Below are 22934 nucleotides of genomic sequence, written 5' to 3'. Positions count from 1 at the left end.
CACGCAAACACATATGCCGAATCAAGATGTAATGAACTCCGCAACTGACAGTGACGCCAAAGAGGATAGCTTAGGCGACACGCCTAAAGATGCCGCCCAGGGTGTAAAGCAGGCCAGAGGCACCAGTTCGAGTAAAGCAAGTTCCACAGAACCTTCCAGAGCCGCCATTTTTCTTGACCGGGAAATGTCGCAGATCGCATTTAACTGGCGTGTGCTGGCTCAGGCTGAAGACAAAAGCATTCCATTACTTGAGCGGCTTAAGTATTTATGTATTGTTGGCAGTAACTTAGATGAATTCTTTGAAGTCAGGGTCGCCAGTCTATTGGCACAGAATACAATTGACGGAGAGCTGGTTCAGCACCCTGCTTTTCTGTCGACACTGAAACGTATCAGCTCTGAATGTCACCAGTTAACTGAACGTCAATATGAACTGCTGAATCAGGAAATTCTGCCGCAGTTATCCAAAAAAGGGGTGCATCTGCTGCGTCACTCTGAGCGGAATGACGCACAAAGAGCCTGGGTGAAATCCTATTTTGAACGAGAGGTGCGGCCTTTACTGACGCCAATCGGTTTGGACCCTGCACATCCTTTCCCGCAAGTCGTTAATAAGAGTCTTAATTTCATCGTATCACTGGCAGGAAAAGACGCGTTTGGTCGCGGCACTGCAATCGCGATTGTTAAAGCACCCCGGGTTTTACCGCGCATCATTAAACTTCCAGATGAATTATCGGTAGACGGTCAGTCTTTTTGCTTACTTTCATCTGTGATTCACTCCCACATTGCAGATTTATTTAATGGCAGAGATGTCATCAATTATTCGCAATTCCGCGTCACCCGCGACAGCGATTTATGGGTTGACGAGGAAGAGGTAAAAAACCTGCGCCAGGCATTGCAAGGCGAATTACAAACAAGACAATTCGGAGCCGCAGTACGGCTGGAGGTGGCAAAGAACTGTCCAGAAGATTTGTCGCGCTTCTTATTGGAGCAATTTTCTCTCGATCAGGACCGACTGTATCCCGTAGATGGTCCCGTCAATATGGTGCGCCTCAGCGAAATTGTCGATCATGTTAAACAGCCGAGTCTGCGCTTCCCACCGTTCTCGGCAAAAGCGATCGGCAAATATTCACACACCGATATCTTCACCTTGTTACGCAAGCAAGATATCTTGCTGCACCATCCGTTTCAGCCGTTCCAGACCGTCATCGACTTTATCCGCTCAGCGTCGCTGGATCCAAACGTGGTTGCGATCAAGCAAACCATTTACCGCACCGGCATGAACTCTGATCTGATGGAGTCACTGATTACCGCTGCCCGCTTAGGTAAGGAAGTCACCGTCATCGTCGAGTTAATGGCGCGTTTTGACGAAGAAGCCAACATCAACTGGGCAGATAAACTGCAACGTGCCGGCGCACAAGTCGTCTATGGCGTAGTGGGATTAAAAACACACGCAAAGCTTGCATTGGTGATACGGCGTGAAGAAGCGGGCGTTCTCAGACATTATGCCCACTTAGGAACAGGCAATTACCATCCATCGACTACCCGTTTTTATACAGATTTCGGCCTGCTAACCGCTCATCCCGGTATCGCGGCGGAGGTGAATGAAGTCTTTATTCACCTGACAGGTCTGACCAAGCCCAAAAAACTGGAATACCTGTGGCTGGCACCATTTGCATTGCAACCGCAAATCATCAAAGCCATTCGTAACGAGGCTCGTATTGCACGTGAAGGCCGGCCAGGTCGCATTATTGCAAAAATGAATGCGTTATTGGATGAATCGGTGATTCGCGCTCTGTATGCAGCGTCTGCAGATGGCGTAAAAATTGATCTGATTATCCGTGGTGCATGTGCCTTGCGTCCCGGCGTACCAGGCTTATCAGAAAACATACGCGTCCGCTCGATCATTGGTCGTTTTCTCGAACATAGCCGGATTTATTATTTCCGCAACGACCTCGCACATGACGTGCATCTCGCCAGCGCCGATTGGATGAATCGCAATTTATTCCGACGGATCGAAGTTGCTTTTCCGGTATTGGAGAAATCCCTCAAGAAACGCATCATTTCTGAAGGGCTGGATCCCTATTTGAAAGACAATGTCAACGCTTGGGTACTTGGCTCTGATGGTCAATATGAACGCAAAAAAGCGCGTAGCAAACAGGCCAGCTTCTGTGCACAACAATATCTGATGCAACAACTTGGATCATTGTCAGCTTCGGAAGACGAATAATGGATTTAATACTCTGGCGCCACGCGGAAGCTGAACCGGCAACCGAAGAAATAGCAGATGAATTCAGAAAGCTGACAGGCAAAGGGGTTAAACAGGCTGGCAAAATAGCGTACTGGCTGGATAGTACGCTGCCTGAAACATGCCGTATTCTTGTCAGCCCGACGATACGCACCAGAGATACTGCCGATGCCCTTGTTGCTTGCGGCAGAAAAGTCAAAATTGTTCCTGAACTGGGACCACAGGCATCAGCGCAAGACATTCTGCGGATTGCTAACTGGCCAAATAACCGCGAGCCGGTCGTCATCGTAGGTCATCAGCCATGCCTGGGACAGGTCGCCGGACACTTACTGGGTCACGTCTCGCAGGGATACAGCATACGAAAAGGAAATGTATGGTGGCTATCGCAGAAACAACGCGAGGCGGAAGAGGTAACAACCTATCTTAAAGCGGTGATGTCACCTGATCTGGTTGTCAGATGACGGCAATTACGAAGGAAATAACATTTCCAGTAAAGCCCGGCTCGCAGCTATAAAGTCCAGGAGCGATCAGCAAAGCCGGACTTCGCAAAAATCAAACCGTGACGCTCGTTGCGCTGACATCAAGTTGAATATCAGCGATATTGTCAGCCGCATCATTTTCAGTCGGATGCATCACGTCATGCCAGGTGATCAGACGTAATTCACCTTTTGCATCTTCGACTAAAGCCGATAAGCTCTCAACCCAGTCACCGTCATTGCAATACAGGATACCGCCGATATCACGTATTTCTGGTTTGTGAATATGCCCGCAAATAATGCCATCAACCCCGTTTCTACGCGCCTCTTCGGCCAGCGCATCTTCAAACTGAGTGATATAACTGACCGCATTTTTTACCTTTAATTTCAGGTATTGCGACAGCGACCAATATGGCAATCCGGCTCTGGCGCGCCAGTTATTAAACACCTGATTGAATTTCAAAATCACGGTGTACAAACTATCCCCAACATAAGCTAGCCATTTGGCGCAGGCAATCACACCATCAAATCTGTCACCATGTAATACCAGCATACGTTTACCGTTTGCGGTTGTATGTACCAGTTCGTCGCGCACTTTGATACCGCCAAAATCCAGGTCGATGAACTGGCGGATCGATTCGTCATGATTCCCGGGAACAAAAATGACATTTGTCCCCTTGCGCGCTTTCTTCAATACTGTCTGCACTACATTATTATGCGTCTGATCCCAATACCAGCGCCGTTTAAGCTGCCAGCCGTCGATAATATCGCCAACCAGATAAAGTGTTTCCGATTCTGTCGCTTTTAAAAATTCCAACAATTTTGTCGCCTGGCAGCCGCTGGTTCCCAAATGCAGATCTGAAATCCATATCGTCCGGAAATGCGTGATATCACGCTTTTTCGTATGATGTAATTTCTTATTCAGGAACTGGTCAGCGGGCTTCAATCTGCTTACTCCTCAGTGCCGTAATGACGTGCATAGCGATTATCCAGATTGGACAATGGCAGCATCACAAACAAATCCGCACTATGGAAGTCAGGATCCCAGGCGGGGTCTCCACACACCCATGCGCCAGCTCGCAGATACCCTTTGAGCAAAGGAGGAATTCTGGCAACAACATTGCTGGTATCGATTTCGTCTAGGGGAAAAGGTACGTGCGGTGTCACACGATATTCCAGTGGACAAAAATCACTCGCCGATAAACTACGATAAATTGCCGCAGCATTCTGACCACCATCAGTCAGACTGATACTGGCACAGCCAATCAGATGCGAACAACGTTCACGACGCATGTAAGCGGCCAGGCCAGCCCACAGCAGCATAATGACGGCGCCACTGCGATAATCTGGGTGGATACAGGCACGTCCGGCTTCGGCAACACTACCGCGAATATTCTGTAACCGGGATAAATCAAATTCAGTCTCAGAGTAATAACGTCCCATCTCGCGCGCAGCATTTGGGCCAAGAATTCTGTAGGTACCGACGACTTTCAGCGTCTTGCTGTCACGAACAATCAGGTGATCACAATAGGTGTCGAACTCATCTTTATCCAGCCCCTCAGGATTGGACAGCGCCGACAGGCCCATACTTTCTATGAACACCTTATAACGCAAACGTTGAACTTCTTTGACCTCTTCTGCGGTCGTCGCCAAACTCAGATTGAGTTTAGAAAAACTGGGATTAGCATCCGCTGGTATCGTGAGTAATCGCATTCCTCGTCCTTGTGTAGTCTCAAGATGTCATTCATCCGACGAACGAAGAATAGAGGACGATTACTTCAACAAGATGACAGCTGCATGTCGGTTTTATGACAGACAAAAATACAACGGCGTTGAAGATGTGTATCATCTTCAACGCCGCAATAAGTCAGAACGAAGGGGAAATCGTCTGCCTGGAGCAGAAATTACTTCTCTTTTTTAGGACGTCCAGCCTTCAGCGGAGATAAATCGTTGATCAGTTTTCTGAGATTGGGAATATCTGTGTTATTGAGCAAAACCAGGCCTATTCTCAATAACTGACTCTTTTTGACTTCGATACCAGCCTTCAGGCAAGCTTTTTTTACCTGACCAAGCACAGCATATTCCGCTTCTGGCATGGTAAAGCTGTCACGTACCAATTTTGGTTTTTTCAACTTCTCTTCCGACTGCGGAAGCGATTTCGCGGTTGATGGTTTTCTTGCCGATGGTGTTACTACCGCTTCCACTTTGGCGACTGTTTTTACACCCACCGTTTTCTTTGCTGTCGATGCAGCAGCGACCTTTTGTACCGGGACTTTCTTAGTAACAGACGTTCGCGGAGTACTTACTACTTTTTTAGGTGTAACCGTAGCCATTTCAGCCCCAATTAAAAAACTTAGAAATAATATAAACAATATATCGTTAAACAACAAAGGTAAAGAATAACTTCAAGACATGACAAGGGCATTACCAATACGCAACAAAGCAAACATCCGCCCTATTCTCTTTAATCGATCACCACAATCAACCGTGTTAAATCAATTCTGTCGATATCAGGCCAATTCTTATTCATTGAGAATGCAGATTCAGGCTGAAAAAGAGAATTCTCCAGGGGTTGTCTGGCTATTTCTTCGTAGGGCTATCCGGCATGATCACCTCGGGCATGGCCTTCTGCCATTCTGATGGTGTACACAACTCCCATCTGACATTCGGCGCATAAAACAAAGCCGCCTGAGTTCTGGACAGATGATAAAAAGATGGTTGCTGAACCACCTTCACCACACCGTTACTGACAAAATATTCCAGAGAAAATCGTGGATAAGCCATCACTAAGCCACCACTCACAAATGACACGTCTTCTGGCTTGATAATCTCTGCAACCTCAGCTTCACTTGCGCCAGTCAGCACATTCTTTAAACGTAACAAGGTTTTTTGGAAATGATCCCGGTCAACCGAAGAATCCCAGGCAGAACTCAGTTTTCTAAAAATATTCAAAGGGTTCGTCCCCATGTCGACCAGAGAACTGACTTGCGACAGCGTAGGATCATTGACCACTTCAACAATGCTACGCAAACCAGACTTACCAGTGAAGTGCAGATCAACGTCGCTTATCGGAACACTGGCGTCCAACAAGGTTTCTGTCCAGATATCAGCATCCTTGGCCCAATGATGCTGCACCGCAGTTGCATAACCTCGGCAACTGTAAAATGCCATCGCATCTTGTTTTGACACTTGTGCAGTCAATTTATTTTCGACAAAAATCAAACCGCCGATATCACCTTCGGTGAAAGCCATATATGCAATGGTACGGCCTTTAGTATCATTGGCTTCAAAGCGTTCGCGCAGAAATTCTGCAGGAATCGCACTGACAATCTGGCGTGCATTCAGCGTTGTATCAAGTCTGATTTCCTTACCGCTCGCACTGGAACGCATTACGCCGACCTGATCAGCGCTTTCCGCGTGCAGACAGGGGCTGAAGCTGGTCGCCACGATCACCACTATTGCCGGGGTAAACAATGAACGCCGCATACTCATTTTTCTGTCAAGGTTGCAGGCGAAGATACAAGATTCATTTTTTTACATCGCCAGATATTAAGGTTGATAAGGTGCTTGGCATACGTCAATCCATCGGCACAGTTCTGTAATGATTGACCTCTGCAGCAGTCACGAATGCAGCTTTGTTCCCCCAACTGTTTCTTATGTAGCTAAGCAAGATAGCGACCTCGCTGTCACTTAATACAGGTCCAAATGGTGGCATGCTGTAAGGTCGGGGATTTAATTGCGTTACAGGAGCAAAACCTCCCGCAAGTATTACCAGTAAAGGATTCGCAATTGAATTCATCTGCAAGCCAGGATTCCCTTTGAGAGCCGGGTATACAGAGGTAAATCCTTCGCCCTGAGCACCGTGGCAATCCATGCAATGAGTTCTATACAGTACAGCGCCTTGCTGCATCATTTGCTTTTTCGTTTTTTCATTACGATCAGGCTCGGTCAACGCCTGATCAAGCGCACTGACGCTATCCGCTTTCGTTACTGGAATGGCCTGTAAATAGGTGATCATTGCGTTGATATCAGCATCGGTCAGATATTGCAGGCTATCAAAGACTACTTCTGCCATCGGCCCGCTCATGACAGATTTGTGGTTAACGCCCGTTTTGAGTAAAGTCGCAGCCTCATTTTGCGTCCAGTTCTGTAAGTGCGCTTCATTGGTATGCAACAAGGACGGCGCATACCATTGAATCTGCGAAAGTTCCCCGCCAGAAAAATCACTTACCCCATCATTCGCACCGAAAACATTACGCTGACTATGACACGCACTGCAATGCCCCAAACCCTTTACCAGATATGCGCCTCGATTCCACTCAGGAGATTTTGTTTTGTCTTCTGCAAATACAGCAGGTTTGAAATACATGGCACGCCAGAATGCCAGCAAACGCCGCTGGTTATAAGGAAAGCGTAATTCATGATCCGGATTTTTCTGAGAGATCGCTGGTATCGTCTTCAGAAAGGCAAACATCGCCTCTGCATCCGCTCTGCTTATCTGACTGTAATTAGGATACGGGAAAGCAGGATATAAGAGCCGCCCGTCTTTTGCCTTACCAAAATGCAAGGCAAGCCAGAAGTCATTGGAAGTCCAGCTCCCAATACCGGTGACACTATCCGGGGTAATGTTTGGTGAAACAAAATTACCATATTCCGAACGCAATATCCTGCCACCGGCATAGGCAGCACCGCCCTTGACCGTATGGCACCCAAAACAGTTACCCGCCCTTGTCAGATACTCACCGCGACGGATGAGTAGCGCCCTGTCGGTCGACGTACCGAAAGACACCAAAGACGCATTCCCATCAACCCTGTAACCGACAAAGTAAGCGTACACGCTGATACCCGTCAGCAAGAACAGAACGACAACAAAAAAATGGATAAGCATTTTTTTCATACAGAGGTCGTCTCCAGAACAACTCGCATCGCATTTATCATTTTCCGATCAGCTTGTCACATCTTGTGATATTCAAAGTGGTAAAACTTTACTTGCGTCGTTTCAATGATGTATGAAACGGCCAGACCGATAGCCATCAAAATCCACAAGCCCAGATAACCAGGTTCTGTTATCTATTTAATTTGCTTATCCTCAGAAACGCTGCCGCATTGCAGAGGTAAGCGAAAGCGAGGAATATCCTTAGCGCTGACAGCAATCCCGTTGTCCGGCACCATTTGTGAGGCCAGCCAGGCGGATACGGCAGCAATATCCGCAGGTGCCAGCCTTTGCGCCACCTGCCGCATACAGTCAGGCGCATGCGCGCGCCGGCTGCCGGTCTGCCAGGCACCCAGCTGCGCAACAATATAGTCTCTTGGCAAGCCGAGTACACCCGGAATAAAGGGAGCAACTCCGGTCATTTTTTCGCCGTGACAAGAGATACATGCCGGTAATTTTTTCTGCTGATCCCCCTCCATCACCAGCTCACGCCCACGCACCATTATTGCCAGGCTAGCCTCAGTTGGCTGTGGAGACGCATAAGGGGGGTGCTGATCAGCAAAGAAAGCCGCAATTTCCTGAAGATAGGCATCACTTAAGTTACTGAGCAGAGAATTCATCAGTGGATACCGGCGTTGACCGTCCCTGAAGTTTTTCAGCTGATGTAATAAGTATCCTTCTGGTTTTCCGGCGAGGCGAGGGTAATAGCCATCGCTCGCCGCCCTGCCCTGCGCCCCATGACATGAGGTGCATGCTTTCAAACGCTGCGCCAGCGTATCAGGAATATTCTGCGCCAGCGAAGGCAAAGCAAATATTCCCCCCGCCAGCAAAATACAGTTTAAAAAATTACGATGATTGAGCATGGTGCGTCTCAGAATAAATTAGCCATCTTTTTTATAAAAGCCGAATGCCTGCGACATCTCATTTCAGCTCAAGCATTGCGCGGTTCTCTCTCCATCTATTATCGGTATTAATTAAAAAATATGCATAATTTTTCCATTCCGATTTTACTCGTCCGCCCGCAAAGCCTTTAAACACAAGGTTCTCCCATGAGGTGCGAATTAAACGCTACAATGCGCACCTCATTTTTATTTTCAGGAAACGCATACAAAACTTGTCAAGCGGTGCCAAGCCGAGGATAATCTCGCCCTCGCGTCTCTTTCCGAGAACCAGTTTGAGCAAAAAATGATTGAATCGCTTTCATCAGCGTAGCCCGCTTTTACCAGCGGGCTTTTTCATCCGTGATACCGTTGATCGCCAGTGCAGACGACCAACAGATTATCACCATTGCCATCGCCATACACTATTGACAAGACTTTGTTGTCGCACTCGACTTTGTTACATGAAAACCAGCTTAACTGACTCAACTATTCCCGCTCAAAAAACTGGCGCCACACTCACTCTGGGTAAAAAAACCTTGCAGCTGAATCGTGCTGCGGCAGCTGCGCCATCCAACGCAGAAACGCCTGCAACGCCAACAGCGGAAAAAATGGAAGAACCTCAAATTAGCACACCAGCAGCACCCGTCATGGTCGTGACGAAACGCCGTTCACGCATGCAGCCCGTCATGGCTGAAGCGATCATTGCGCCGGCAAAAGCGTTAACAGCGGAAGACATCGAAGCAATGAGCAGTATGCCTTTTGATGAAACCGAACTGGTAGTCGTCGATAGCTCCGGCATCGCTGCAGAAACACTGCCGCCCACTGACAATGCAGAAGCACACGCCGAGCAAACAGCTGAAGTGCCTGCAAAGCCAGAAGTAAAAACAGAAATTCGCGCTGATCTGAAAGCCGGATTGCAAACTTTATCCGGCGCAGACATTGCAAAGCCGCGTGCCGCCGTTATCCGCAAAACAGAACCCAAAGTCGCAAAAAAATTGCTTCTGTCAGATCAACCTGGCGCGAAACCGGCACCGACGACGGTAAAACGCGAAGCACGCATAGGCTCAGGTAAATTTGCACCGGCAGCACCCGTCACAACACTAAAACCAGTAGCTCCAGTTGCTGCGCCAGCCAGTATTTCGTTGCGCCCTGCCAGCATTGCCGACAAGCCTGTATTGGCAGACGCGCCGCGAGCAGTAGCGCTGTCAACACATGTGACGCCAGTGTCAACCACTCCGGTTCAGGCAAAAGCCACAACGACCGTTGCAACGCCGGTTAAGTCAGAGCCGGTAGCGAATACTGCAGCCGCGTTCAGCAATATCGATACGTCAAACTATGTCTTATCCGGTAGCAAGGAACCTGCAAAACGTGGTCGGAAACCATCGGAATTTCAGTTTGAAAACGACGAGATACAGGCACTGAATGCCGCTGAATCTGCAGAACTGAAACGGGCAGCCAGAGCAAAAAGTAAAAAATCAGGCGGCGCGCTCAATGAAGAGCAACTGGAACAATATCGCAAGCAATTAACAAAGTTAATCCGCCTCGGCAAAGACCGTTCGTATCTGACCCATGCTGAAATTAACGATCACTTGCCGGAAGAAGTCGCTGACCCGGAAATGATTCAGGACGTTATCAGCACGCTCAATGACATGGGCATTGCGGTGTACGATAAAGCGCCCGATGCTGAAATGATGTTGCTGACCGATAACGTCACGATTGTCGTCAGCGATGATGAAGCCGAATCCGTTGCAGCGGCGGCACTGGCAACTGTTGACTCTGATTTCGGTCGCACGACCGACCCTGTGCGCATGTATATGCGTGAAATGGGTGGCGTCGAACTGCTGACCAGAACTGGTGAAATCGAAATCGCCAAACGCATAGAAGACGGCCTGAAAGACATGGTACAAGCGATCTCCGCATGTCCTGGTACGATCAGGGAAATTCTGCTGATCGCAGAAAAAATTGAAAAAGATGAAGTACGCATTGACGACATCATTGATGGTCTGCTCAATCCTGAAGAAAATGATGTGTCGGCATTATTGCTAAGTGATGGCGACGACACGGATGAGGTTGACGACGATGACGACGCTGTCAGCGATAACGTCGGCGGCATCAGTGATGAACAATTACAACAGTTAAAGGCAGGGTCGCTGCAAAAATTTGCGGTTGTTGCCAAGCGTTTTGATGACATGCAAGCTGCACGAGCCAAGGATGGCTACGGCTCAACCGCCTATGTGGCCGCACAGCAAGCGATTTCCCGCGAATTGCAAGGTATGCGTTTCACGGTAAAGACGGCAGAAAAGCTTTGCGATACTTTGCGCAAACAAATGAAAGATTTGCGCAACACTGAAAAGCAAATGCTGGAACTATTGGTGAATAAATGCGGCATGCCACGCGCCTATTTCGTGGATATGCTGCGCACACATGCAACCAATACGGCGTGGCTGGAACATGAAATGCAATCGGTTCAGCCTTACGCTGCGGTCCTGTCTCGCCAGATTCACGCGGCACGGGAACTACAACAGAAATTCATCCAGCTGGAAGAACGTGTTGAGCTGCCGTTAAGCGCTTTGCGCGACATCAATAAGCAAATGATCGCCGGTGAAAAACGTTCCAGCGAAGCAAAGCGCGCGATGACGGAAGCGAACTTGCGTCTGGTGATTTCCATTGCAAAAAAATATGTGAACCGTGGCTTACAATTCTTGGATCTGATTCAGGAAGGTAATATCGGCCTGCTGAAAGCGGTAGATAAATTCGAATACCGTCGCGGCTATAAATTCTCTACCTACGCAACATGGTGGATACGTCAGGCGATTGCCCGCGCTATCGCGGATCAGGCGCGTACGATACGCGTGCCGGTACACATGATAGAAACCATCAACAAGATGAACCGCGTCAAGCGCCAACTCCTGCAGGCAAGTGGTCTCGAACCTGAGCCAGCCGCGATTGCCGAAAAAATGGGCTTACCGGAAGTGAAAGTACGCGAGATTCTGAAGATCGCAAAAGAGCCTGTTTCTCTGGATGTGCCTATCGGCGATGATGGTGACTCGCAGCTCGGTGATTTCATTGAAGACAGTATGACAATGTCGCCGATGGCTGCCGCGATGCAAGCCTCGGTTCAGCAAAAACTGAAAGAAGCACTCGACTCATTAAGCCCGCGCGAAGCGAAAGTATTGCGCATGCGTTTCGGCCTTGAAACCGCGAGCGAATTTACATTGGAAGAAGTTGGCAAGCAATTTGAAGTCACGCGCGAACGGATACGCCAGATCGAAGCGAAAGCAATGAAGAAATTACGCCATCCGGGTAAAGCTGATCATCTGAAAGGCCTGATGGAAAATCAGTAAGCAGAATCAATTCGATGCCTGTGCTGCTTGCATCACGCAGAAAAATGCCGCTGGTCTCAGCGGCATTTTTTATGTCATCAGAAATGTTAAGGCAAACTCTACCTGTTCTACTCGCTGTGCAAGACTTCCCTCTATCAGTAAATGAGGAATTTCACGCTCTTCAAGTTCCGCCAACACGCGCTCATGAATTGCCTGCCGCACCGCTGGTGACTCTCTTTGCAGGCCATCTGCAACCCAAGGCAGATCAGGTGCCGTCACCACCGTGAAGTCATAATGATGCTGATCTGCCAACGCCATCAGCTCATCACCAGCTGAAGAAAAATAATAGTCGCTATAAATTGCAGTCATCAATGGTGTGGTATCGCAAAATAACCATTCATTCGCCTTCGGCGCCATTGCATCCTCGCGCTCTAGCTGCGTGCGTGCAATCATCACTTGCTCACTTTCACGCGGAACACGCTGTTGCGTTTCGACAAATTCACGCAAATACTCGGGTACCCATACGGTCTGATAGCGCTGCGCAAGCGCCTCTGCAAGCGCAGACTTACCGGATGATTCTGCACCTAAAATTGCGATACGCTGTGTATTCGACTTTACTGCTGACATGTTTTACTCCAGGCGCGTAGCCCCATGATCGCCATGACGACAAACACCGCATACAAGGCCGCGGTCAGCATCAGGTTTTTATATACATACAAACCGACATACAGGACATCAACGACAATCCAGATAAGCCAGTTTTCAATTTTTTTTCTGGACAACAAAACCTGCCCAAGCAAGCTGCCAGCGGTCAGAAAGCCATCCGCCAGAGGAACATCAGTATCGGTATAACTCTTTAAAAACCATGCCAACGCCGCAAATCCCAGACCCCATGCGATGACGGCAAGCCCCCTCTCGCGAAAGCCGAGTGCAGAGACCGGCAACTGGCTACTTCCATCAATGCCTCGCCACCACAGAAACCATCCCCACACAGAAACGATAATAAAGACCCATTGCAGTCCCATATCGCCATATAACCGCGCATCAAAAAATACGCTGGCATACAGACCGGAAGACAATATCGAGAATAACCAGGCCCAATGTATCTGGCGAATGTTCAGCGCAACGGTTACCAACGACAAAATAAACGACAGTAATTCGAGCAAGGTCGTCGTAAAACCGAAAAATTGAACGGTATCATTCATAAGCAGGCGCAAAAATCAGTGCAATTAAAGAGTGCACGCATTATCAACGATAGGAAAAATTGTGTCATGCAGATCAGTTGAAAACAGGAAAAAACCGATGCCGCACATGAATTCGTTACGCGAATCTGCGTTTTTCCTTTATATTGCTGAAAATTCCCCGTCGTCTTCGTGCAATATGAAAAAACAATCTGGCTTCACTCTATTAGAAATTCTGGCAGTAATTGCGATCATCGGCATACTTGCTGCGATGGCTGCCCCATCGTATTTATACAAAGTCATCCGCGAACAAATCGAAGCGGCGATGCCGTTGGCTGATGTGGCGAAGAAGCCGGTAGAAATGGCCTGGCTAGCAGGGCAAAAATTCCCGACTGACAATACTGCTGCAGGATTACCCTCTTCCGACAAAATCGTCAATAATTTCGTCAGCGACGTCAGCGTGGAAGAAGGTGTCGTTCATATTACCTTCGGTAATCGCGCCAGTAATTCGATAAAAGGCAAAGTGCTTTCTTTACGTCCGGCCGTCGTTGAAGATGCGCATGTTGTCCCGGTTACCTGGGTCTGCGCTAATGCGCAGGCACCGGACAAAATGACAATCAAAGGCGCAGATAAAACAACGCTGCCTACCCAGTACCTGCCCTTCATTTGCCGCAGTAAAGCGAAATAAAAAACGCCGACTGATAACGCCAGCGTTTTTCTTCACAAAAGCAAATTCAGGTCTTTAGCGCCCTCAGAATTTATGTTCCAGCATCGCCCTGACAGCCACCGTGGTTGGGGTGTAACGAATTTGCTGAGATGTTCCATTCAACTGGTTAACCACGGTGTTGGATGAGACATTATCCTGATGCAGCAAATTCGCTACTGAAATTCTTAAATTGGTCTTAGGATCAAATTTCCACAGCGCGTACAAATCCAACACCCGTTTCGGAACAGAATACGTGGTTTGTTCAGCAGATATCCGTACTAAACCTCCGCTCTGATAACTGGCATTGCCACCGATGGTCAGGGGAACTTTCGATAATTTGTAATCCATCCCGATATTTGCACTGACTGGTGTTTGTGAATCCAGGCGATTATTCGGTCCCGGCACCGTTTTCAGATCAGACCAGTTCAACGAGAGATTGGCACGAAAATCGATCGCTGGCGCATCACTCATGATTGAACGCAACGGAAATTTCCCATCCAGCTCTATCCCTTTTGTCGTTGCCTGACCATCATTGGCTGGAGAAGTAAACCAGATGCCGTTGATCTGATCCAGTTTAGTACGGATGATATCGTCAATTTTTCTGACGTAAACGCTGGCGCTCAACGTTCCACCATCTGCAAGATAATGTTCAAATGCCGCGTCAATACCCCATGCCAGCTCAGGCTTCAGATTCGGGTTACCAATGCTGTCAGGACTCGTCTCGCTATTATTATTCGACTGGTAGCGACGAGGAATTAGCTGCCCGCTGCTTGGTGCCTTGTAAGTACGTGTCAGACCAAGACGTACCTGATCATTTTTACTACCGGGAATCTTCCAGAGCGTCTGTAATATCGGACTCAGCACACTCGACTTATTGGTGACTTCATCATAGCCCGTTCCCTGATTACGCGTTTCAATTGCCTCCCAGCGCAAACCGGCGTAGACCGACCATTGCTTAGTCACATTCCATTCATCCTGCGCAAACAAAGCAACGCGCGTCACATCTGCATCATAAGTTTCGTTGAGCGGCAAAGCGATCAGATTGCTGCCAGGAGCAACTATATCCGTCTGCAGGCGATGCTCATTACGCTTGCTGTAAGCGCCATCCCAACCAAAAACAAAGGCATGGTCTTCTACGAACGGCGCTGAATACTTACCCGTCGAGGTAAAGCCTTTATCTGATGCGTCAGACGTGCTTTTCCTGTCCAATATCTGATTCTTTTCCTTACCGTACCCCAGCAAGCCAACATCTGAATTACGGCGATTAAAATTCAGGCCGAATTTGACTTCCAATTTGGCACTGTCAGCCAGTTTATGTATCCAATTAAGATCGCTACGCACCATCGCAAATTCAGATTCTATGCGCTGCAAATCACTGAAATAAGTCGGTAATTTTTCTAGTAATGGCAGGCTTGTCTCGCTGGTATAGCCAGCAAAGCGATTGGCATTCACAAAGCTCTGGCTGGTCAACGTATCACCATTCGCCAGCGAGATATTCACTCTCGGTGACAGGCCTATGCCGTTAAATGTCCCCCAGCCCAACTGATCGGTTCTGGTTTGCTTATTCGGCTTGCCGCTGACATCTGCCCCTGATTCAACGATCGTCGATGGCCGTTCATATTGACCATGATTGAAGTTACCGGAGACAGAATAAGAATAACGCCCTGCTTTATCTGAAATTTGCAGATTCACATTCTCGGAAAACTTACCGCCGTCTTCAGATGCGCCAACCTTGACCTCGCGCTGTGCAGTCTGCACTGCGCGCTTCAGCACAATGTTGATTGCCCCCGCAATCGCCTGAGTGCTTAGCTCTGCTGTTGCGGCACGGATAATCTCTATGCGTTCAATCAGATCCTGCGAGATAGAATCCAGAGAAAAGCCCGGCGGACTCGGCTCACCGTTTAGCATAATCTGCGTATAACCTGATCCCAGGCCACGCATGCGGATCTCGCCACCACGCCCCTGCACACCGCCCATGGTAATACCCGGCAATCGCTTCAATACGTCACCGACCGTAGTATCGCCGTAACGAACGATGTCTTCCTGTGTCACGACGATCTTGGTTGCAGTGTCCTGACGACGTTCATCATAATTTTTGGCCCCCTGCACTTCCACCTTCTGCATCGGTGTATCCAAAGCTTTTACTGGTGCTTTTTTGGGCAGCTTAGAAGAGTCAGACTCAGAAGACGCATTTTTACTCTCCTGAGCAATGGCGATAGTATTGAATCCAAGCAAAATAGAAAGAGCAATGACACTTAATGGAAAGCCAGGTGTACGCATAGAAATAAGGGAATGAAAAGATGAAGCGATTAATAAAAATGGCCTCCCTCAGACCGATAGCAATAAATAAAGTTCACCAGAAAGAAAAATCCAGCCGTAACCTTGACCGGCGGACTGATAAGAATGGAAGACTGACTCTATTGGATTGCAATGACATCACTTTCAAGTGATATGTGAGGAGCGACCAGAGGTAACAATAAAGTAAAACTTGTACCTGCACCGGGTATGCTTTGCAGGCGAATTTCTCCCCCTAAGACGTCCGTCACGAGATTATAGACAATGTGCATACCCAGACCTGATCCACCTTGTCCGAGTCTGGTAGTAAAAAATGGATCAAAAACTCGCTTTTGATCCGCTTCGGTAATACCCACGCCGTTATCCGCAAAGACAATCTCAACCTGTTTTTCATTCAGCAAGCGACTATTCACCGACATTTCGCCATCATCTCTGCCGTCAAACGCGTGTATCAATGCATTTGTCACGAAATTAGTCAGAATCTGTCCTAACGGTCCCGGGTAACTATCCATTTCTATTTTTTCAGCAAAATTCGTTTTTAAAATGTACGGTCCCTTTTTATACATAGGAGACAGCGTCGCAATGATCTCATTGAGTACCGTGGCAAGATCAAAAACCCTACGCTGACTGCTGGATTGATCAACGGCAACCTGCTTGAAACTGGCGATCAGGTCGCGCGCAATACTTAAATTCCGCATCAATAATTCAGTTCCATGCGTCGCTACCTCAATGTACTGATTCAGTGCCGAGCGCTTCAATTGCCCATTACTCAGCGTCTGTGAAAACTCCATGGTCTGATCTTGCAAGGTACTGGCGACCGTCACACTATTCCCTAAGGGTGTATTCAGTTCATGCGCAATGCCTGCGACTAACGAGCCTAACGCCGCCATTTTTTCTGAGCGTATCAATTTTTCCTGCGCCCGACGCAATGACTCCACTACGGAAGCCAATTCCGCGTTCGCATCCTCCAGATTCTGAGTCCTCTGCCTGACGCGAATTTCTAACTCCGCTGACATCTCCCGAATTTCTTTTTCCACCTGATATTGCCGCGTCACATCCATTAAAGAAAAAATAAATACAGTCTTTGAATTCATATCCAGCAGGCGTGCAGACATGAGGCAAATGACATCAACGCCAACGCTGTTTCTCACCACAACTTCGATCTGATTTATCTCTTTATGATTCAACAAAGACCGGATAGCGGCATCAGGCTGCTCCGGAGTCACCCAGAAATCACACATCTGCACATCTGTGATGACGTGACGACGATCAAATTTAAACTGCGTCGACCATGCGTCATTGACTTCGATCATTTGATGCGAACTGACATCAATTAATCCCAAAGGCAGGGGCGACAACTGAAACAGCGTGGTATATTTTTTTTCATTTTCCCGCAACATTGTCTCAGCTATCTGCCGCGCATTTTCTGTCGCTATTTCCGTATCAATATTGCGTGAAGTTAGCATCAGATATTCACATCCGTTTAAGCTGAAACGCGTACCTGAAATACGGCACTGAAATATGCGCCCATCCTTGTGGCGAAATGCCGCTTGCACATTTCTCACTTCGGCCTCATGTGCAACACGTGAGACGAGTTCTCGTCTTTGTTCCGGATTGACCCATAAATTCAATTCAGTCGAGGTACGACCAATGGCCTCCTCACGTGAATACCCTGACATTGGCTCCCAATTACGATTCACATCGAGATATTGACCGGTATCGAGTCTGGTAATTGTTACGGTATCGGGAACCAATTGAAATACTGTTTCAAACAAAGCGACACGATCCTCAGATCCGGCCACTTCTTTGAAACGGTTTTGTGTTTCAGGCTGCGAACCTGTGAGACCGCTGCTGGCATGGTTTGATTGATGCAACATCAGCAGCATCGTCGAAAACGCTAATACGAGCTGAATGCAAAGCAATACATTCTCAACAACAAGCTGCTCTGCTGCCCGTCCGGAATAAAAAACAGAACCGAGCAACAACATTGCCTCTGCAAATAACAATCCAGACAGCAAATAGGCGATGTGTTTTCCCTGTCCATACTCTTGCTCGAAGCGGAAGCGCATTGACAGTACTGATAATCCTGACAAACACATTAGCAAAGCAGGGAAAATCGTTTCTGACAGTGATACCAACAATGGCGATGCCTGATTGAAATGCGTGAAAAATAGGCAGCAACTGGCAAAGAAAAATACAATCAGGAGCGGTTTCAGATCATTTTTTTTCTGCGTAAAAGTACGCAGGCCAAGATAAAAAAGAAATGAAAAACCGAACAGAAGAATTTTTTCAAGTACGACGGTGAGCACTGGCCAGACGCGAGAGAAACTCAGTGCCTGAGCACAAGCCAGACACAGATATGCTGCACACCAATGCGATAAGGAGTGTGGCAATTTAAAAGGTGGTTTCAGGAAAATCAGAGCCAGCGACGTCAACAAAAACAAAATGATTGACAAGCCATTGAAGGAGAACATGTTTGTCGGCAACATAAAATACTAAATATCCCCCGAAATCGTCACGCCCCTTTAATACAAATCAAGAAGGTGGATTTTTCACTTCCCGATGACCGCAGCAGCGTGTCATGATTCCTGCATTCAATCAGTATTAAATCTGTTGAATACTAACATTTGCCAAACAACATCAGAAAAATAAATGACTTATTACAACAAGTTTCGGCTCAAATAACATCAGCCAATCAGAGTATTGATAAAGATTGGCACTTCACATAAGATAAGAACTGAAAACGAATATTTTCAAGCACCAGGGAGAGCACTGATGGAACAACAACACAGTCACATGCCCGGCTTGCGAAAAGAAAGCACCGATTACGGTATGGGCAACAGACAGACGAAAGATCGTCTCTCGCTATGCAATATTGATTTTTTTATTTCTTATTGCCGTCGAAAAAATGCCTCATCGCCAGATGAGACGCAAGACGACATCATCGACTTTCTCGAAGAAGATGAACCGAATTTTTCTCTGGGAACTGCTGTTCATCCATGGAAAATCCTGATTACAGACGACGATAGTAACGTTCACGAAACAACCGTACTTGCGTTAAATGGTGTTCGTATTCATGGTCGTCCACTGGAATTCCTGCATGCTTACTCTGCCAAAGAGGCAGAAGAACTGATTGTTCAGAATGACGACCTGTCTCTGATCTTACTCGATGTCGTCATGGAAACAGTGGATGCGGGACTGGAACTGGTCAAAGTTGTTCGTGGCAAATTAGGGAAAAATGACATCCGGATTATCTTACGCACTGGTCAACCGGGCTATGCGCCTGAAGAAAAAGTCAGCAGCCAGTTTGCAATAGATGGCTACACGACTAAATCACAATTAACCCGTTCGCTTCTGATTTCTGTGTTGAACGATACGCTGACGAATACGAAGGCGCTGTCGAAACAATTACCGAATTAAACATGCTCATAGTAAAAATACCGCTCTGCTGAGTGTATTTTTTATGAACCGCCATTCAGCGAAATGACGTTAGTCTTCGCCATAGTGGCGTTCACTGCATTATTTACGCAGCTAAAACAGATCGTCTCTCGGTAAATTGAGCGAAGCTCATCCGCCCGATATAATGGCCTTCCCGTTCAGAGGAATGCCATGAAATCAATTACCTGCCTACATCCCAAATACCTGATTCCTGTTGAACCCAAAGCGACTGTGTTGCTTGCCCATTCACTGGTAATTCAGAACGGAAAAATCATAGCCGTTCTCCCCGAATCAGATGTACGCCTGCGTTATCAGGACGCCACGCACATTGAATTGAAAGAACATGCGCTGACCCCTGGCTTTATCAATCTCCATGCCCATTCTGCCATGAGCCTGTTGCGTGGTCTGGCAGATGATCTGGCTCTGATGGATTGGCTGAATCACCACATCTGGCCTGCAGAAAAGAAACATGTGTCAGATGAATTTGTACTTGATGGAACTCTGTATGCAATGGCTGAGATGATCCGTGGCGGAACAACCACAGTCAATGATATGTATTTTCATCATCAGGCGGTGGCAAAAGCTGGACTACAAGCAGGAATGCGCACAATAGTCGGTTGCAGTATTCTGGAATTTCCGACCGGATTCGCACAAAATGCTGGCGAATATCTGGATAAGGCGATTGAAGCATCAACCGCATTTGCGAATCAGGAAGGTGTTGGATTCAGACTCGCGCCCCATGCGCCTTATACCGTTGCAGATGATACGTTCAGAAAAATTATTGAACTATCAGAAAAACATGGCATGGGAATTCACTGCCATATTCATGAAACCGCAGAGGAAGTGAGTGACGGCCTGAAACAACACGGCATGAAGCCACTGCAACGTCTGCATCAACTAGGATTATTAAGCAATCGCCTGATCGCCGCGCATATGGTGCATGCTGACGATGACGACATTTCCCTGCTGTCCCGTACCGGTGTACACATTGCGCACAATCCAGCCAGCAATTTGAAGCTCGCTTCAGGCTTCGCCCGTATCCATGCAATGCAGGCAGCGGGCATCAATGTCGGTATAGGCACTGATGGCGCCGCAAGTAATAACAAACTCGACTTACTGGGTGATCTTCGTTTAGCAGCTTTGCTCGCAAAAGCGCAGTCAAATGACCCCACCGCGCTGGATGCGCACTCAGCATTAGAGATGGCAACGTTGTCAGGTGCCAGAGCGCTGGGGCTGGAAGATCAGATAGGTAGCCTGATTGCAGGAAAACAGGCCGATATTATTGCGATCGACCTTTCCACCATTGAAACTCAACCTGTTTTCGATCCCGTATCTCAGATTATTTATGCAGCGGGCCGGGAACAAGTCAGTCATGTCTGGGTCAATGGGCAATGCTTAATGGAAAATCGCCAGTTAACAACTTTAGTTGAACCGAATTTGCTTGCAAAAGCAAAGTGGTGGCAGTCACGTATTGTCAATGATTGACCAGGTATCTGGTGCCAGTTGAAGCCTGCTTGTCGGTTTGCGATTGCGAAGAGCAAAGACCTGTACAAGCATCATGTTTGCCCGATTTTCAGGAAACAGACACCTGCATGTATTTGCGCAGAGATCATTCCGACCATTTTTTACTCTCGTTCACAATGAAACGTTTACCATTTTATTTAACATTTTTATTCAGCAGCAGTATCTGCCTGGCAGCGGAAAATCTTAGTACGATTGCCGAACAGAGTAACTTTCAAAAGACGGGGCGTTACGAAGAAGTCGAAACCCTCTGCCGTAATTTCCAGAAAAATTACCCTAAGCTAGTCCGTTGTCAGGAATTCGGACGAACACCAGAAGGCCGTCCGATGCTGGCGCTCATCGCCACCAGGACAAATGCGTTCACCCCCTATCTTGCAAAAGAAAAGCATATTCCCGTTACCTTGATTCAGGGAGGAATTCACGCAGGCGAAATTGATGGAAAGGACGCTGGATTTCTTGCTTTAAGAGAGTTACTGGACAACACGGCAACAAACGACATTTTAGATAAACAGGTGTTTATTTTTATTCCCGTGTTCAACGTTGATGGACATGAAAGGTTTGGTCGCTGGAATCGACCAAACCAGCGCGGGCCTGAAGAAATGGGGTGGCGTACCACGGCACAGAACTACAATCTGAATCGTGATTACGTCAAAGCAGATACCGTTGAAATGCAATCTATGCTGCGCCTGATCAATCACTGGGACCCTTTGGTTAACGTTGATCTGCATGTCACTGACGGGGCAAAATTTGAGCATGACATTTCCGTTCAAGTGGAACCGCTGCACGCAGGAGATGAAGGCTTAAAAGCTGCAGGCAAAAAACTGCAGGAAAATGTACTGGCCGATCTCAGCAAGATGGGCTCCTTGCCTCAACCGTTTTACATGTCGTTTGACAAGGAAGATGATCCAGCGTCTGGATTTGTCGACGGAGTACCTGCACCACGCTTTTCACACGGCTATTTTCAATTAAGAAATCGCTTTGGCATACTGGTAGAAACCCATTCCTGGAAAAATTACGCGACCCGGGTCAGAATTACCAAAAATACGATCACCTCCATTCTGGAACAAGTTGCACGATACGGTAATGAATGGGAAAAAATCGCGTCAGAAGCAGATTTACGCTCAATAAAAATGGCAGGCAAACCTGTCCCTGTCACTTACAAGACGACGGATAAATCTCACCTGATTGATTTCCGGGGTTATGCATACACCAGAAAGCCATCAGAAATTTCCGGTGCATTAATGACGAGATACGACGAAAGCAAGCCACAAATATGGCAAGTCAAACTGCGCGATGAAATTATCCCCGATACCTACATCACGATGCCGCAAGCGGGATATATTGTTCCGGCATTCTACGCCAGAATCGTCATTCATAAATTAAGAACTCACGGAATACAATTTCAATCACTCGGCAACGCGCTTAACAACATCGCGGTAGAACGCTTCAACGCGACAAACGCGATATTGTCACCACAGTCAACGGAAAGCCATCAAACACTGCAACTAAAAGGGGAATGGACTGGCGATCAGGCGTCTTTTGGCAAAGGTTCTTTATTTATTCCCTCTGCTCAACCTAAAGCTGCGCTGGTCGCCGCGCTATTTGAGCCACAGGCACCGGATGCACTCGTCAGATGGGGGTTTTTCAATAATGCTTTCGAGAAAAAAGAATACATGGAAGCATACGTCGCGGAAGATGTTGCACGCGAACAATTGGCGGCTAACCCTGAACTCAAATCCATCTTTGAAAAAAAACTGAAAGACGACGCCGAGTTCGCTAAAAGCCCGCAGGCGCGCTTAGAGTTCTTTGCCCGTCGCCACTCATCCTGGGATCAGCAATATCAACAATACCCGATCTTCAGAACAAATATTTTTCCCAAATAAAAATTAAATGAATGAGGAACAAAGCGCCTCATTCATTGAAGTAAGTCAGATTATA

17 protein-coding genes are annotated in these 22934 nt (G+C 47.5%); 7 read left to right on the top strand and 10 right to left on the bottom strand.

All coding sequences use genetic code 11. The features are described from left to right. Positions 1-31: 31 nt before the first annotated feature. Together ppk1 and H8K26_RS12970 are read left to right on the top strand one after the other, a co-directional pair. Positions 32-2224 carry a polyphosphate kinase 1 gene (gene ppk1 / locus H8K26_RS12975; protein WP_190480047.1) on the top strand — a complete coding sequence of 731 codons (2193 nt, stop codon included), beginning with the start codon at positions 32-34 and terminating at the stop codon, positions 2222-2224. Next, positions 2224-2703: a SixA phosphatase family protein gene (locus H8K26_RS12970; RefSeq protein WP_186885222.1), complete on the top strand. Its 480-nt coding sequence runs from the start codon at positions 2224-2226 to the stop codon at positions 2701-2703. Before ppk1 ends, H8K26_RS12970 begins: the two co-directional genes overlap by 1 nt. 91 nt (positions 2704-2794) lie before the next feature. Here the strand turns inward: H8K26_RS12970 and H8K26_RS12965 are convergent, their stop codons facing one another. The 6 genes from H8K26_RS12965 to H8K26_RS12940 all read right to left on the bottom strand — a co-directional run bounded on the left by H8K26_RS12965 (position 2795) and on the right by H8K26_RS12940 (position 8514). Further along, complete coding sequence (locus H8K26_RS12965; protein ID WP_223827029.1) at positions 2795-3643, bottom strand: UDP-2,3-diacylglucosamine diphosphatase; 849 nt, start codon at positions 3641-3643, stop codon at positions 2795-2797. A gap of 26 nt (positions 3644-3669) precedes the next feature. Further along, complete coding sequence (locus H8K26_RS12960) at positions 3670-4431, bottom strand: GNAT family N-acetyltransferase (RefSeq protein WP_186885220.1); 762 nt, start codon at positions 4429-4431, stop codon at positions 3670-3672. Positions 4432-4622: 191 nt separating this feature from the next. After that, positions 4623-5108, bottom strand: a complete 486-nt coding sequence (locus H8K26_RS12955; protein WP_223827013.1) for a hypothetical protein — start codon at positions 5106-5108, stop codon at positions 4623-4625. 190 nt (positions 5109-5298) lie between these two features. Continuing rightward, positions 5299-6204 carry a hypothetical protein gene (locus H8K26_RS12950; protein WP_190480043.1) on the bottom strand — a complete coding sequence of 302 codons (906 nt, stop codon included), beginning with the start codon at positions 6202-6204 and terminating at the stop codon, positions 5299-5301. 91 nt (positions 6205-6295) lie between these two features. After that, entirely contained in the window at positions 6296-7615 is a 1320-nt protein-coding gene (locus H8K26_RS12945; RefSeq protein WP_190480042.1) for a c-type cytochrome, read from the bottom strand. Between the two features lie 173 nt (positions 7616-7788). Next, a complete protein-coding gene (locus H8K26_RS12940) occupies positions 7789-8514 on the bottom strand; it encodes a c-type cytochrome (protein WP_190480040.1) in 726 nt (241 codons plus the stop codon). 479 nt (positions 8515-8993) lie between these two features. Between H8K26_RS12940 and rpoD the strand changes: the two genes are divergently transcribed. Beyond that, positions 8994-11876, top strand: a complete 2883-nt coding sequence (gene rpoD / locus H8K26_RS12935) for an RNA polymerase sigma factor RpoD (protein WP_449662566.1) — start codon at positions 8994-8996, stop codon at positions 11874-11876. A gap of 69 nt (positions 11877-11945) precedes the next feature. Here the strand turns inward: rpoD and H8K26_RS12930 are convergent, their stop codons facing one another. Together H8K26_RS12930 and pnuC are read right to left on the bottom strand one after the other, a co-directional pair. After that, positions 11946-12482, bottom strand: coding sequence for an AAA family ATPase (locus H8K26_RS12930; RefSeq protein WP_190480038.1), 537 nt, complete (start codon positions 12480-12482; stop codon positions 11946-11948). After that, positions 12470-13060 (bottom strand): nicotinamide riboside transporter PnuC, encoded by a 591-nt coding sequence (gene pnuC, locus H8K26_RS12925; protein WP_190480036.1) that lies wholly within the window; start codon positions 13058-13060, stop codon positions 12470-12472. Before pnuC ends, H8K26_RS12930 begins: the two co-directional genes overlap by 13 nt. Positions 13061-13235: 175 nt before the next feature. Here pnuC and H8K26_RS12920 point away from each other — a divergent pair, with 175 nt between their 5' ends. After that, a complete protein-coding gene (locus H8K26_RS12920; protein ID WP_190480034.1) occupies positions 13236-13724 on the top strand; it encodes a pilin in 489 nt (162 codons plus the stop codon). 63 nt (positions 13725-13787) lie between these two features. Here the strand turns inward: H8K26_RS12920 and H8K26_RS12915 are convergent, their stop codons facing one another. Both H8K26_RS12915 and H8K26_RS12910 read right to left on the bottom strand, forming a co-directional pair. Further along, positions 13788-16022, bottom strand: a complete 2235-nt coding sequence (locus H8K26_RS12915; protein WP_190480033.1) for a TonB-dependent receptor plug domain-containing protein — start codon at positions 16020-16022, stop codon at positions 13788-13790. A 137-nt stretch (positions 16023-16159) separates the two neighbouring features. Next, positions 16160-18106, bottom strand: a complete 1947-nt coding sequence (locus tag H8K26_RS12910; RefSeq protein ID WP_190480032.1) for a PAS domain-containing sensor histidine kinase — start codon at positions 18104-18106, stop codon at positions 16160-16162. Positions 18107-18812: 706 nt separating this feature from the next. Between H8K26_RS12910 and H8K26_RS12905 the strand changes: the two genes are divergently transcribed. The 3 genes from H8K26_RS12905 (at position 18813) to H8K26_RS12895 (ending at position 22879) form a co-directional block, all read left to right on the top strand. Then, a complete protein-coding gene (locus H8K26_RS12905; RefSeq protein ID WP_186898010.1) occupies positions 18813-19457 on the top strand; it encodes a response regulator in 645 nt (214 codons plus the stop codon). A gap of 189 nt (positions 19458-19646) precedes the next feature. Next, positions 19647-20960, top strand: a complete 1314-nt coding sequence (locus H8K26_RS12900) for a TRZ/ATZ family hydrolase (RefSeq protein WP_190480030.1) — start codon at positions 19647-19649, stop codon at positions 20958-20960. Positions 20961-21115: 155 nt separating this feature from the next. After that, complete coding sequence (locus H8K26_RS12895; protein ID WP_190480028.1) at positions 21116-22879, top strand: M14 family metallopeptidase; 1764 nt, start codon at positions 21116-21118, stop codon at positions 22877-22879. Positions 22880-22934: the final 55 nt, after the last annotated feature.

It is taken from the genome of Cognatundibacterium aquatile (genome assembly GCF_014699135.1).
GTDB classification, from domain to species: Bacteria; Pseudomonadota; Gammaproteobacteria; order Burkholderiales; family Burkholderiaceae_D; genus Undibacterium; species Undibacterium aquatile.
This window is presented reverse-complemented; position numbering and strand designations above follow the sequence as displayed.

Excerpts from the sequence above, each read along its gene's own strand:
- H8K26_RS12895 (WP_190480028.1), top strand. The coding sequence starts at position 21,116 with ATGAAACGTTTACCATTTTATTTAACATTTTTATTCAGCAGCAGTATC.
- H8K26_RS12905 (WP_186898010.1), top strand. The coding sequence starts at position 18,813 with ATGGAACAACAACACAGTCACATGCCCGGCTTGCGAAAAGAAAGCACC.
- H8K26_RS12950 (WP_190480043.1), bottom strand. The coding sequence starts at position 6,204 with ATGCGGCGTTCATTGTTTACCCCGGCAATAGTGGTGATCGTGGCGACC.
- H8K26_RS12915 (WP_190480033.1), bottom strand. The coding sequence starts at position 16,022 with ATGCGTACACCTGGCTTTCCATTAAGTGTCATTGCTCTTTCTATTTTG.
- H8K26_RS12910 (WP_190480032.1), bottom strand. The coding sequence starts at position 18,106 with ATGCGCTTCCGCTTCGAGCAAGAGTATGGACAGGGAAAACACATCGCC.
- H8K26_RS12930 (WP_190480038.1), bottom strand. The coding sequence starts at position 12,482 with ATGTCAGCAGTAAAGTCGAATACACAGCGTATCGCAATTTTAGGTGCA.
- H8K26_RS12945 (WP_190480042.1), bottom strand. The coding sequence starts at position 7,615 with ATGAAAAAAATGCTTATCCATTTTTTTGTTGTCGTTCTGTTCTTGCTG.
- H8K26_RS12900 (WP_190480030.1), top strand. The coding sequence starts at position 19,647 with ATGAAATCAATTACCTGCCTACATCCCAAATACCTGATTCCTGTTGAA.
- pnuC (WP_190480036.1), bottom strand. The coding sequence starts at position 13,060 with ATGAATGATACCGTTCAATTTTTCGGTTTTACGACGACCTTGCTCGAA.
- H8K26_RS12970 (WP_186885222.1), top strand. The coding sequence starts at position 2,224 with ATGGATTTAATACTCTGGCGCCACGCGGAAGCTGAACCGGCAACCGAA.
- H8K26_RS12940 (WP_190480040.1), bottom strand. The coding sequence starts at position 8,514 with ATGCTCAATCATCGTAATTTTTTAAACTGTATTTTGCTGGCGGGGGGA.
- rpoD (WP_449662566.1), top strand. The coding sequence starts at position 8,994 with ATGAAAACCAGCTTAACTGACTCAACTATTCCCGCTCAAAAAACTGGC.
- H8K26_RS12920 (WP_190480034.1), top strand. The coding sequence starts at position 13,236 with ATGAAAAAACAATCTGGCTTCACTCTATTAGAAATTCTGGCAGTAATT.
- H8K26_RS12960 (WP_186885220.1), bottom strand. The coding sequence starts at position 4,431 with ATGCGATTACTCACGATACCAGCGGATGCTAATCCCAGTTTTTCTAAA.
- ppk1 (WP_190480047.1), top strand. The coding sequence starts at position 32 with ATGAACTCCGCAACTGACAGTGACGCCAAAGAGGATAGCTTAGGCGAC.